At 60.7% G+C, this 12,583-nt stretch carries 12 protein-coding genes; 10 read left to right on the top strand and 2 right to left on the bottom strand.

Annotated features, from left to right (window positions below; translation table 11 throughout):
* Nucleotides 1–214: 214 nt before the first annotated feature.
* From PMI24_RS10310 to PMI24_RS10290, 5 genes are read left to right on the top strand one after another with little or no spacing between them, the layout of a single operon-like run.
* Entirely contained in the window at nt 215–1,195 is a 981-nt protein-coding gene (locus PMI24_RS10310; protein ID WP_007953529.1) for a sulfonate ABC transporter substrate-binding protein, read from the top strand.
* A gap of 25 nt (nt 1,196–1,220) precedes the next feature.
* A complete protein-coding gene (gene ssuD / locus PMI24_RS10305; protein ID WP_007953527.1) occupies nt 1,221–2,369 on the top strand; it encodes an FMNH2-dependent alkanesulfonate monooxygenase in 1,149 nt (382 codons plus the stop codon).
* Between the two features lie 9 nt (nt 2,370–2,378).
* A complete protein-coding gene (gene ssuC / locus PMI24_RS10300; protein WP_007953525.1) occupies nt 2,379–3,161 on the top strand; it encodes an aliphatic sulfonate ABC transporter permease SsuC in 783 nt (260 codons plus the stop codon).
* A complete protein-coding gene (ssuB, locus tag PMI24_RS10295) occupies nt 3,158–3,964 on the top strand; it encodes an aliphatic sulfonates ABC transporter ATP-binding protein (RefSeq protein WP_007953522.1) in 807 nt (268 codons plus the stop codon). The genes ssuC and ssuB overlap by 4 nt, the downstream gene beginning before the upstream one ends.
* 27 nt (nt 3,965–3,991) lie before the next feature.
* Complete coding sequence (locus PMI24_RS10290; RefSeq protein WP_007953520.1) at nt 3,992–4,207, top strand: TOBE domain-containing protein; 216 nt, start codon at nt 3,992–3,994, stop codon at nt 4,205–4,207.
* A gap of 174 nt (nt 4,208–4,381) precedes the next feature.
* Here the strand turns inward: PMI24_RS10290 and PMI24_RS10285 are convergent, their stop codons facing one another.
* Nucleotides 4,382–5,008: a TetR/AcrR family transcriptional regulator gene (locus PMI24_RS10285; protein ID WP_007953517.1), complete on the bottom strand. Its 627-nt coding sequence runs from the start codon at nt 5,006–5,008 to the stop codon at nt 4,382–4,384.
* 118 nt (nt 5,009–5,126) lie between these two features.
* Nucleotides 5,127–6,503, bottom strand: a complete 1,377-nt coding sequence (locus PMI24_RS10280) for a glutamine synthetase family protein (RefSeq protein WP_007953516.1) — start codon at nt 6,501–6,503, stop codon at nt 5,127–5,129.
* 278 nt (nt 6,504–6,781) lie between these two features.
* Here PMI24_RS10280 and PMI24_RS29215 point away from each other — a divergent pair, with 278 nt between their 5' ends.
* The 5 genes from PMI24_RS29215 (at nt 6,782) to PMI24_RS10255 (ending at nt 12,581) form a co-directional block, all read left to right on the top strand.
* Nucleotides 6,782–7,138, top strand: coding sequence for a gamma-glutamyl-gamma-aminobutyrate hydrolase family protein (locus PMI24_RS29215; protein ID WP_157222934.1), 357 nt, complete (start codon nt 6,782–6,784; stop codon nt 7,136–7,138).
* A gap of 93 nt (nt 7,139–7,231) precedes the next feature.
* The gene (locus PMI24_RS10270) at nt 7,232–8,590 is read left to right on the top strand and encodes a glutamine synthetase family protein (protein ID WP_007953514.1); all 1,359 of its coding nucleotides are present in this window, start codon (nt 7,232–7,234) and stop codon (nt 8,588–8,590) included.
* A gap of 56 nt (nt 8,591–8,646) precedes the next feature.
* The gene (locus tag PMI24_RS10265; RefSeq protein ID WP_007953512.1) at nt 8,647–10,011 is read left to right on the top strand and encodes an aspartate aminotransferase family protein; all 1,365 of its coding nucleotides are present in this window, start codon (nt 8,647–8,649) and stop codon (nt 10,009–10,011) included.
* Nucleotides 10,012–10,183: 172 nt separating this feature from the next.
* Nucleotides 10,184–11,296 carry a polyamine ABC transporter substrate-binding protein gene (locus PMI24_RS10260; RefSeq protein WP_007953510.1) on the top strand — a complete coding sequence of 371 codons (1,113 nt, stop codon included), beginning with the start codon at nt 10,184–10,186 and terminating at the stop codon, nt 11,294–11,296.
* 187 nt (nt 11,297–11,483) lie between these two features.
* Nucleotides 11,484–12,581 carry a polyamine ABC transporter substrate-binding protein gene (locus PMI24_RS10255; RefSeq protein WP_007953509.1) on the top strand — a complete coding sequence of 366 codons (1,098 nt, stop codon included), beginning with the start codon at nt 11,484–11,486 and terminating at the stop codon, nt 12,579–12,581.
* The last annotated feature ends 2 nt before the right edge of the window (nt 12,582–12,583 follow it).

Here is a 12,583-nt window from a genome sequence, read left to right as displayed (position 1 = left end):
TTTTTTTTAATGATACGGCGACCACCGAGATCTACACTCTTTCCCTACACGACGCTCTTCGGCCCAAGCCGCTGGAGCCGGGGTTGTTGAACGAACGTTTGTTGAGTGCTCGCTGGAGCATTTGAGCCACACCGAAACTTGAAGTACTCACCTTACTCAGCCGCCAACGGCCAAGCAGGTGCAGCCAAAACCCAACAGCAAAAAGGAGAGCGCTATGCGCACTGTATTTTTGCGTCGTGGTCTGGTCGCTCTGTTTGCTGCGGCTGTGTCCTTCGGCGCCATCACTCAAGCTCAAGCCGAAACCCTGCGTATCGGTTATCAGAAATACGGCACGCTGGTGCTGCTCAAAGCCAAGGGCACTCTGGAAAAGCGTCTCGCCGCCCAAGGCGTCGACGTGCAATGGACTGAATTCCCCGGCGGCCCGCAACTGCTGGAAGGCCTGAACGTCGGCTCGATCGACTTCGGTGTCACCGGCGAAACCCCGCCGGTCTTCGCCCAGGCCGCCGGTGCCGATCTGCTCTACGTGGCTTACGAGCCACCAGCGCCGAACAGCGAAGCGATCCTCGTGCCGAAAGATTCTCCGATCAAATCGGTGGCGGATCTCAAGGGCAAGAAAGTCGCCCTGAACAAAGGCTCCAACGTTCACTACCTGCTGGTGCGTGCGCTGGAAGACGCCGGCCTCAAATACACCGACATTCAAACCGTATTCCTGCCGCCGGCCGATGCCCGCGCCGCGTTCGAACGTGGCAGCGTCGACGCCTGGGTCATCTGGGACCCGTACCAGGCCGCCGCCGAGAAACAACTGCAAGCGCACACCCTGCGTGACGGCAAAGGCATCGTCGACAACCACCAGTTCTACCTGGCGACCAAACCCTACGCACAGAAAAATCCCGAGGTGATCAAGACCCTCGTGGAAGAAGTGCGCGCCGTCGGCGAGTGGTCCAAGGCCAACCCGGAAGACGTGACCCAACAGGTGTCGCCGCTGCTCGGCCTGCCGGCAGACATCACCCTGACCTCGGTGAAACGCCAGGGCTACGGCGCGCTGTTCCTGACCCCGGAAGTGGTCGCCGCGCAACAGAAAATCGCCGACACCTTCTACCAGCTCAAGCTGATTCCCAAGCCGTTGAGCATCAAGGACGTGATCTGGACCCCACCGGCCGCTGTGGCCCAAAGCTCGGTCACCCAAGCCCAGTAAATCGAATCCCCAAGGAGACCACTCCATGAGCCTCAACATCTTCTGGTTCCTGCCAACCCACGGCGACGGCCATTACCTTGGCACCGCCGAAGGCGCCCGCGCCGTCGACCACGGCTATCTGCAACAGGTCGCGCAAGCGGCGGATCGACTGGGTTTCGGCGGCGTGCTGATTCCCACCGGCCGCTCCTGCGAGGACTCGTGGCTGGTGGCGGCATCGCTGATCCCGGTGACCCAGCGTCTGAAGTTTCTGGTCGCCCTGCGCCCCGGGATCATTTCCCCGACGGTGGCAGCGCGTCAGGCAGCAACGCTGGATCGTCTGTCTGGCGGTCGTGCGCTGTTCAACCTGGTGACCGGTGGCGATCCGGAAGAGTTGGCCGGCGACGGTCTGTTCCTCGATCACGAAGCGCGCTATCAGGCCTCGGTGGAATTCACCCGGATCTGGAGCCGGGTGCTGGAAGGCGAAACCGTGGATTACGACGGCGAGCACATCAGCGTGAAGGGCGCCAAATTGCTCTATCCGCCGATCCAGCAGCCACGTCCGCCGCTGTACTTTGGTGGCTCGTCGGAAGCGGCGCAGGATCTGGCCGCCGAACAAGTGGAAATGGTTCTGACCTGGGGCGAGCCGCCCGCAGCCGTTGCCGAGAAGATCGAACAGGTGCGTGCCAAAGCCGCCAAGCTCGGCCGCACCGTGCGCTTCGGCATTCGTCTGCATGTGATCGTGCGGGAAACCAACGCCGAAGCCTGGCAAGCGGCAGATCGCCTGATCTCGCATCTGGACGACGACACCATCAAACGTGCCCAGGCTTCGCTGGCGCGCTTCGATTCGGTCGGCCAGCAACGCATGGCCGCGCTGCACGGCGGCAGCCGCGACAACCTCGAAGTCAGCCCGAACCTGTGGGCCGGCGTCGGTCTGGTGCGCGGCGGTGCCGGTACGGCGCTGGTCGGGGACGGCCCGACCGTGGCGGCGCGCGTAAAGGAATACGCGGATCTGGGCATCGATACCTTCATCTTCTCCGGTTATCCACACCTCGAAGAGTCGTATCGGGTGGCCGAGTTGCTGTTCCCGCACCTCGACGTCGAGCGTCCGGAATTGCCGAAAAGCGCCGGTTACGTCAGCCCGTTCGGCGAGATGGTGGCCAACGACATTCTTCCCAAAGCCGCGTCCCAGAGCTGAGGCGCCGCCATGAAGAAATTTATCCACAGCCTCGCGCCCTGGGCCTTGCCGGTGTTGTTGCTGGCGGTGTGGCAGTTGTCGGTGTCGGCCGGTTGGCTGTCGACACGGATTCTGCCGGCGCCGGTGGCGGTGATCGAAGCCGGTGTGAGCCTGGTGCGCAGCGGCGAAATCTGGACGCACCTGGCAATCAGCGGCTGGCGCGCCGCGCTGGGCTTCACCATCGGTGGCAGCATCGGTCTGGTGCTGGGCTTCATCACCGGCCTGTCGAAGTGGGGCGAACGCCTGCTCGACAGCTCGGTGCAGATGATCCGCAACGTGCCGCATCTGGCGCTGATTCCGCTGGTGATCCTGTGGTTCGGCATCGATGAGTCGGCGAAGATTTTCCTGGTGGCATTGGGCACGTTGTTCCCGATCTACCTCAACACGTATCACGGCATCCGCAACGTCGATCCGGCGCTGGTGGAAATGGCCCGCAGTTACGGCCTGTCCGGTTTCAGCCTGTTCTGGCAGGTGATTCTGCCGGGCGCGCTGCCCTCGATTCTGGTCGGCGTGCGCTTCGCTTTGGGCTTTATGTGGTTGACGCTGATCGTGGCGGAAACCATCTCTGCCAGCTCCGGCATCGGTTACCTGGCGATGAATGCCCGCGAGTTTTTGCAGACCGACGTGGTGGTGCTGGCGATTCTGATGTACGCGGTGCTCGGCAAGCTGGCCGACCTCGCGGCCCGTGGACTTGAGCGTGTGTGGCTGCGCTGGCATCCGGCGTATCAAGTGGCGAAAGGAGGTGCGGCATGACCGCTCAACAACCTCCACGCCTGCTGCGCGGGATTCCGCTGGCGGTGCGCAACCTGCAAAAGACCTTCGGCTCGCGGCAAGTGCTGCGCGGTATCGATCTGCACATTCCGGCGGGGCAATTCGTCGCTGTGGTCGGGCGCAGCGGATGCGGCAAAAGCACGTTGCTGCGCTTGCTCGCCGGTCTCGACCAACCCACCGGCGGCGATCTGCTGGCCGGTGCCGCACCGCTCAGCGATGCGCGGGATGACACCCGGTTGATGTTCCAGGAAGCACGGCTGCTGCCGTGGAAAAAGATCATCGACAACGTCGGGCTCGGCCTCAAGGGCAACTGGCGTCCGCAAGCCTTGCAGGCGCTGGATGCAGTCGGCCTCGCCGATCGCGCCAATGAATGGCCGGCGGCATTGTCCGGCGGGCAGAAGCAGCGTGTGGCGCTGGCCCGGGCGCTGATTCATCAACCGCGTCTGTTGCTGCTCGACGAGCCGCTGGGCGCACTGGATGCGCTGACCCGGATCGAGATGCAGCAACTGATCGAACGTCTCTGGCAACAGCATGGTTTCACCGTGTTGCTGGTGACCCACGACGTCAGCGAAGCGGTGGCGATTGCCGACCGGGTGATTCTGATCGAGGACGGTGAAGTCGGCCTCGACCTGCAAGTGGAACTGCCGCGCCCTCGGGTGCGTGGCTCCCATCGCCTGGCCGCGCTGGAAACCGAAGTGCTTAACCGTGTTTTGTCCCTGCCCGGCGAGCCGCCGGCGCCGGAGCCCGTTTCACCCTTGCCTACGCAACTGCGTTGGGCTCAATAACTCAAGCAAACGACAGGAATCAATGCCATGACTATCAAAGCCATCAACGTACGCAACCAGTTCAAAGGCGCGATCAAGGAGATCGTTCTCGGCGACGTGCTGTCGGAAATCGACGTGCAGACCGCTTCCGGCATCGTCACGTCGGTGATCACCACCCGTTCGGTCAAGGAGCTGGAACTGGAGGTCGGCAGCGAAGTGATCGCCTTCGTGAAGTCCACCGAGGTGTCCATCGCCAAGTTGTAAGGGCGTGGGACAAAAACAACCCCGAAGGGTGTGAGCCCTTCGGGGTTTTTTGTTGATCGCTGATGTTGATCGTTCCCACGCTCCGCGTGGGAATGCCTCTGGGGACGCTCCGCGTCCAGTGACGCGGAGCGTCACGGGCTGCATTCCCACGCAGAGCGTGGGAACGATCATGTCTCAGCGCTTGGGTAGATAGGGCGGCAGATAAAGTCCGATATAGGCATCGAACACCCGCATCCCTTCCTCGGCCATGCGCGGGGTGATCTGTCCGTGCTGCTGCACCGAACGGGCGTAGACGCGGTCGCCCAGCTCCATGGCCAGCGCGAATACGTCGACGTCATCCGGCAGTCGCGGCAGTTCGAAATGATGGTCGAACAGCTTGTGCATCAGGTCGCCGAGTTCGAGGTCGTGCTGGCGGTCGGCCTGAGTGACTTCGGTGAGGCCGTGCTGCGCGAGGATCAGCTGGCGGGCGGCGGCATCCTCGCCGTAGATTTCCAGCATCCGCTCTTCGACCAGCCGCGACAGGTCGCGCCAGTCGCGCAGGGCATCGTGATCGATCGGCGCTTGCAGGCAGGCGCGGAAGGCTGCGTGCACATCGGCCGTCAGGGCTTCGAGCAGCGCCGGGACACTGGCGAAGAAGTGGTAGACCGAGGAGGGCGGAATCTGCGCGCGCTCGGCCACGCTGTAGATCGACAGGCTCGCCACGCCCTCGGCGGCCAGCAGCGTGCGCGCGGCGTCGAGTATCGAATCGATCCGCGCCTGACTGCGGGCACGGGGTTTGCGGACGGGGGCGGGACGCGTCATGAAAGTCTCCTGCGGGGCAGCGGGCATTGTACGCAGAGCTTGAATCTCTGCCACAGAGGCCAATAAAAAAACGCCGCGGGCTGAGAAGCCAACGGCGTTTTCCTTTGCTGCAATCCGCTTAAACGGTGTGCAGGTACCAGTTGTACTCGAGGTCGGAGATGGAGTGTTCGAACTCCTCCAGCTCGCTCTCTTTACAGGCGACGAAGATATCGATGTATTTCGGATCGATGTACTTGGCCATCACCTCGCTGTCGTCCAGCTCGCGCAGGGCATCGCGCAAGTTGTTCGGCAGGCTCTGCTCGTTCTGCTCGTAGCTGTTGCCTTCGACCGGAGCGCCCGGTTCGATCTTGTTGACCAGACCGTGGTGCACGCCCGCCAGCACCGATGCCATCAGCAGGTACGGGTTGGCGTCGGCGCCGGCCACGCGGTGTTCCAGACGGACCGCGTCGGCGGAGCCGGTCGGTACGCGCAGGGCCACGGTGCGGTTGTCCAGGCCCCAGCTCGGCGAGTTCGGCACGTAGAACTGTGCGCCGAAACGACGGTAGGAGTTGACGTTCGGGCAGAGGAAAGCCATCTGCGCGGGCAGGGTCTCGAGCACACCGCCGATCGCGTGACGCAGCGCGGCGTTCTGCTCGGGATCCTCGCTGGCAAAAATGTTTTTGCCTTCTTTGTCGAGAACCGAAATGTGGACGTGCAGACCGTTGCCTGCCTGGCCCGGGTACGGCTTGGCCATGAAGGTGGTGTCCATTTCATGGTCGTAGGCGATGTTCTTGATCAGACGCTTGAGCAGGACTGCGTAATCGCACGCCTTGATCGGGTCGGCGACGTGGTGCAGGTTCACTTCGAACTGCGCCGGGGCACTTTCCTTGACGATGGCGTCGGCCGGGATGCCTTGCTCTTTGGCGCCTTCCAGAATGTCCTGGAGGCAGTCGACGTATTCGTCGAGGTCGTCGATCAGGTAAACCTGGGTCGAATGCGGGCGTTTGCCGGAGATCGGCGAGCGTGGCGGCTGAGGGCGGCCGTTCACGTTTTCCTGGTCGATCAGGTAGAACTCGAGTTCGAACGCGGCGCAGATGGTCAGGCCGAGCTCGTCAAACTTTGCAACAACTTGACGGAGCACTTCGCGCGGGTCGGCGAAGAAAGGGTCACCTTCGAGTTCGTGCATGGTCATCAACAGTTGCGCGGTCGGGCGCTTCTGCCATGGCTCGTTGCACAGAGTATCGGGGATTGGATAACAGATACGGTCGGCGTCGCCGATGTCCAGGCCCAGGCCGGTGCTTTCCACCGTCGAACCATTGATATCCAGAGCAAATAGAGAGGCCGGCAGGTTGATGCCTTTCTCGTAAACCTTGTGGAGGCTGGTGCGTTCGATGCGCTTGCCGCGCACCACACCATTCATATCCGCAATCAGAAGGTCAACGTACAGAACCTCAGGATGTTCCTTAAGGAACGCGTTCGCTTCGTTAAGCTGAACGGCACGCGGGGGTACCGACATGATGCAACACCTTTGTTGTTAAAAATATCAATCATTGATCTTTTCTGGTTTCAGTCAACCCGAACGGCCTGCCGAAGTCAAGCGAGGCCTTTTCTGCCCTGAAAAAGCGCCACGAGGGCATTTATGGGGCACTTTGGGGCATTTTTTTATCCGTGAAGGACGCGCCACCCGCAGGCTTGAGCAGGCCGTGTTGTATTTTTTACGGGGGTGTTGTGTAAAAAAATGAACAAGGCTAAGCTCGGATCAAACCCATAACAGCAATAATACCGGGGTGCTTCATGTCTCGCCTGCCGTTAATCGGCGTCACCGACTGCTCTTTGCAGTCCGGTCTGCATGCTTATCACATCAGTGGCGACACGTCCGTCCGCAGCGCGGCCAGCAAGGCCTGCAACGTGCCAGCGATCTTCCTGCCCATGGCAGATCGAGCGGCAGCGTCCGATATTCTGGACGTGTGCGAGGGCATCCTCTTTAGCGGTTCTCCTTTCAATATAGATCTCTTTCCCGCTCCCGGCCTGCACCGCGTTCGTCGCCGTGCCCGTGATTCTGCACGCCCGGGATGTGCACAGGAAATGCAACGCCAGCGTAAAGGGCAGGTAAGCTCCTCCTTCATTGTCTATGCGCGGTGCCGGGCGTAAGCCGGCACTGCGCGCAAGCAAGGCCCTTTAACGCGACGCCTGGTGCGTCAAACTTGCCTGACATGTGTCAGGAGACTCAGCCCAGAGGCATTTATGAGTAACAACCTCGACCAGCTCACCGATTGGTTGAAAGACCACAAGATCACAGAAGTCGAATGCATGATCGGCGACTTGACCGGTATTACCCGGGGCAAGATCTCGCCGACCAACAAGTTCATCGCCGAAAAAGGCATGCGTCTGCCAGAAAGCGTTCTGTTGCAGACCGTGACCGGCGACTACGTCGAAGACGACATCTATTACGAACTGCTCGACCCGGCCGACATCGACATGATCTGCCGTCCCGACCAGAACGCCGTGTACCTGGTGCCATGGGCCATCGAGCCGACCGCCCAGGTGATCCACGACACCTACGACAAGCAAGGCAACCCGATCGAGCTGTCGCCGCGCAACGTCCTCAAGAAAGTCCTGAAACTCTATGCCGACAAGGGCTGGCAGCCGATCGTGGCGCCGGAAATGGAGTTCTACCTGACCAAGCGCAGCGACGACCCCGACTATCCGCTGCAACCGCCGGTTGGCCGTTCCGGGCGTCCGGAGATCGGTCGTCAGTCGTTCTCCATCGAAGCGGCGAACGAATTCGATCCGCTGTTCGAAGACGTCTACGACTGGTGCGAATTGCAGGAGCTGGACCTCGACACGCTGATCCACGAGGACGGCACGGCGCAGATGGAAATCAACTTCCGTCACGGCGATGCCCTGTCGCTGGCCGACCAGATCCTGGTGTTCAAACGCACCATGCGTGAGGCCGCCCTCAAGCACAACGTGGCCGCGACCTTCATGGCCAAGCCGATGACCGGTGAGCCGGGCAGTGCGATGCACTTGCACCAGAGCATCATCGACATCGAGACCGGCAAGAACGTGTTCTCGAATGAAGACGGGACCATGAGCCAACTGTTCCTGCACCACATCGGTGGCCTGCAGAAACTGATCCCGGAATTGCTGCCGCTGTTCGCACCGAACGTCAACTCGTTCCGCCGCTTCCTGCCGGACACCTCGGCACCGGTAAACGTGGAGTGGGGCGAAGAAAACCGCACCGTGGGCCTGCGCGTCCCGGATGCCGGCCCGCAGAACCGCCGGGTGGAAAACCGCCTGCCGGGCGCCGACGCCAACCCGTACCTGGCGATTGCCGCGAGCCTGCTCTGCGGCTACATCGGCATGGTCGAAGGCATCAACCCGAGCGCGCCGGTCGTGGGCCGTGGTTACGAGCGCCGCAACCTGCGCCTGCCGCTGACCATCGAGGACGCCCTGGAGCGCATGGAAAACAGCGCGACCATCGAGAAATACCTGGGCAAGACCTTCATCACCGGCTACGTCGCGGTCAAGCGGGCCGAGCATGAAAACTTCAAGCGCGTGATCAGTTCCTGGGAGCGTGAGTACCTGCTCTTCGCCGTCTGATACGCCGGGCGCGGTGGCCAGCCGCCGCGCCTTCACCGATAACAAGGAGAATTGGCATGACCAGCAACAACCCGCAAACCCGTGAGTGGCAAGCCCTCAGCAGCGATCACCACCTGGCCCCGTTCAGCGACTTCAAGCAGCTGAAAGAAAAGGGTCCACGGATCATCACCAACGCCAAGGGCGTGTACCTGTGGGACAGCGAGGGCAACAAGATCCTCGATGGCATGGCGGGTCTGTGGTGTGTGGCGATCGGTTATGGACGCGATGAGCTGGCCGATGCGGCCGCCAAACAAATGCGCGAGCTGCCTTACTACAACCTGTTCTTCCAGACCGCGCACCCGCCGGCGCTGGAACTGGCCAAGGCGATCGCCGACGTGGCGCCGCAAGGCATGAATCACGTGTTCTTCACCGGTTCCGGCTCCGAAGGCAACGACACCATGCTGCGCATGGTTCGCCACTACTGGGCGATCAAGGGCCAGCCGAACAAGAAAGTCATCATCAGCCGCAAGAACGGCTACCACGGTTCCACCGTGGCCGGCGCGAGCCTGGGCGGCATGACTTACATGCACGAACAGGGCGATTTGCCGATTCCGGGCATCGTCCACATCGCCCAGCCGTACTGGTTCGCCGAAGGCGGCGACATGACCCCGGAAGAGTTCGGGATCTGGGCGGCCAATCAGCTGGAAGAAAAGATTCTGGAAGTCGGCGTGGACAACGTCGGTGCCTTTATTGCCGAGCCGATCCAGGGCGCCGGCGGCGTGATCATTCCGCCAGACACCTACTGGCCGCGCATCAAGGAAATCCTCGCCAAGTACGACATCCTGTTCGTGGCCGATGAAGTGATCTGTGGTTTCGGCCGTACCGGCCAATGGTTCGGCAGCGATTTCTACGACCTCAAGCCACACATGATGACCATCGCCAAAGGCCTGACGTCCGGCTACATCCCGATGGGTGGCCTGATCGTGCGCGACGAAGTGGTGGCGGTGCTCAACGAGGGCGGCGATTTCAACCACGGCTTCACCTACTCCGGTCACCCGGTGGCGGCAGCGGTGGGTCTGGAAAACATCCGGATTCTGCGCGAAGAGAAAATCATCGATCGCGCCCATGAAGAAACGGCACCGTATTTGCAGAAACGTCTGCGCGAACTGAACGATCACCCGTTGGTGGGTGAAGTGCGCGGAGTCGGTCTGCTGGGGGCCATCGAGCTGGTGCAGGACAAGGCCACTCGCAAGCGTTACGAAGGCAAGGGTGTGGGCATGATCTGCCGCCAGTTCTGCTTCGACAACGGGCTGATCATGCGTGCCGTGGGCGACACCATGATCATTGCGCCGCCGCTGGTGATCAGCAAGGCGGAGATCGACGAGCTGGTGACAAAGGCACGCAAGTGCCTGGACCTGACCCTGAGTGCGTTGCAGGGCTAAGTGCTAGGCTCTGAGCGATGGAGCTGTTGCGCTGTCGCTCGGAGCTGTCAGAAAGGCTGGTCTTTTCTTGAAAGACCGCCTCGGATCTTGCCAGACTAGCCGCGGTTCCAGTTGTCCGGGTTCGGCCGCTGAACAAAGTGGTTCAAAAAAGAAAAATTTGGAGCATTAACGCATGAAGGCATTAGGCAAAAAGCTCGCTGGCAAGACTCTGCTCGCCATGTCCCTGATGGGCGTGATGACGGGTGCGGTTCAGGCGGACGACAAGGTGTTGCACGTTTACAACTGGTCCGACTACATCGCGCCGGACACGGTTGCCAATTTCGAAAAAGAGACGGGCATCAAGGTCGTCTATGACGTTTTCGACAGCAACGAAACCCTGGAAGCGAAGCTGCTGGCCGGCAAATCCGGTTACGACATCGTGGTGCCTTCCAACAACTTCCTGGCCAAGCAGATCAAGGCCGGCGTTTATCAGGAATTGGACAAGTCCAAGCTGACAAACTGGAAGAACCTCGACGAAGACCTGCTCAAGGCCGTTGGCGACGCCAGCGACCCGGGCAACAAGCACGCGTTCCCGTACATGTGGGGTTCGATCGGCATCGGCTACAACCCGGAGAAGGTCAAGGCCGCGCTGGGCGTCGACAAGATCGATTCCTGGGACATCGTGTTCAAGCCTGAAAACATCGAGAAGCTGAAAAGCTGCGGCGTAAGCTTCCTCGACGCGCCGACCGAAATGATTCCGGCGGCTTTGCACTACCTGGGCAAACCGACCAACAGCAAAGACAAGGCTGACCTGAAAGCCGCCGAGGACCTGTTCCTCAAAGTGCGTCCTTCGGTTGCCTACTTCCATTCCTCGAAGTACATCTCGGACCTGGCCAACGGCAACATCTGCGTGGCGGTCGGTTACTCGGGTGACCTGGAACAATCCAAGACCCGCGCCAAGGAAGCCGGTGACAAGGTCAAACTGGCCTACACCATTCCGAAAGAAGGTGCCGGTACTTTCTACGACATGGTCGCCATTCCAAAGGATGCCGAAAACGTCGAAGCCGCCTACAAGTTCATGAACTACCTGCTCGAGCCGAAAGTGATGGCCGAAATCACCAACGCCGTGCGTTTCCCGAACGGCAACAAGGCGGCCACGCCGCTGGTGGACAAGGAAATCACCAGCGATCCGAGCATCTACCCTTCGGCTGAAGTGAAGAAGCAGCTCTATGCGATCAGCGATCTGGACGCAGCCACCCTGCGCCTGATCACTCGCAGCTGGACCAAGATCAAATCCGGTAAATAAGCCGGTTTGAAGCAGTCACCGCTGGCCGTCGCCTTCACCCGGGCGGTCAGCGGTGCAATTAAATGACAGAAAGTTTTGCTGGAACGGTTTTTCGAAGGTAAGTTGCGCGCCGGTTTTGTTGCCGGGCAACCGTGACTGTCATGCAGCACGGGGCAACTTGGGCCCAACTAAATCAGAGGACCTCCACTTGCCTATTTTTTCTTCTTTGCGCAATGCCCTGCTGGCCGCTGCCGGCCTGACGTTCGCTGTCGGTGCCCAAGCTGCCGGTACTGTGCATATTTATAACTGGTCGGATTACATCGGCGAGACCACTCTGGCCGATTTCCAGAAAGACACCGGGATCAAACCGGTCTACGACGTGTTCGACTCCAACGAAACCCTGGAAGGCAAACTGCTCGCCGGGCGTACCGGTTACGACGTGGTCGTGCCGTCGAACCACTTCCTCGGCAAGCAGATCAAGGCGGGCGCGTTCCAGAAGCTCGACAAGGCGCAGCTGCCGAACTATTCCAATCTCGATCCGGTGCTGCTCAAGCGCCTGGAACAGAACGATCCGGGCAACCTGTACGCCGTACCGTATCTGTGGGGCACCAACGGCATCGGCTACAACGTCGATAAAGTGAAGGCCGTGCTCGGCGTCGACAAGATCGACTCCTGGAGCGTGCTGTTCGAGCCGGAGAACATCAAGAAGCTGCACAGCTGCGGCGTGGCGTTCCTCGATTCGGCCGATGAAATGATGCCGACCGTGCTCAACTACATGGGCCTGAACGCCAACAGCACCGATCCCAAGGATTACGAGAAGGCCACGGCCAAACTGCTGGCGGTGCGTCCTTACGTGACCTACTTCCACTCCTCGAAATACATCGGTGATCTGGCCAACGGCGACATCTGCGTGGCCATCGGTTTCTCCGGCGACATCTTCCAGGCGAAGAACCGTGCCGAAGAAGCCAAGAAAGGCGTGAACATCGCCTACTCGATCCCGAAAGAAGGCGGCGCACTCTGGTTCGACATGCTGGCGATTCCGAAGGATTCGGCCAACGTCAAAGAGGCCCACGCCTTCATCAACTATTTGCTGAAACCTGAGGTGATCGCCCAGGTCAGTGATTACGTCGGTTACGCCAACCCCAACCCGGGTTCGGACAAGCTGATGGAGCAGTCCATCCGCACCGACGAGTCGGTTTATCCACCGCAGGCCGTGCTCGACAAGACCTACGTGTCGATCGAGTTGCCGCCGAACATTCAGCGTTTGATGACCCGCAGCTGGACCAAGGTCAAGTCGGGTAAATAGCT

Source organism: Pseudomonas sp. GM25 (assembly GCF_000282255.1).
Lineage (GTDB): Bacteria > Pseudomonadota > Gammaproteobacteria > Pseudomonadales > Pseudomonadaceae > Aquipseudomonas > Aquipseudomonas aphyarum.
The sequence above is the reverse complement of the archived record's forward strand: the minus strand, read 5'-3'. Positions and strand labels throughout refer to the sequence as shown.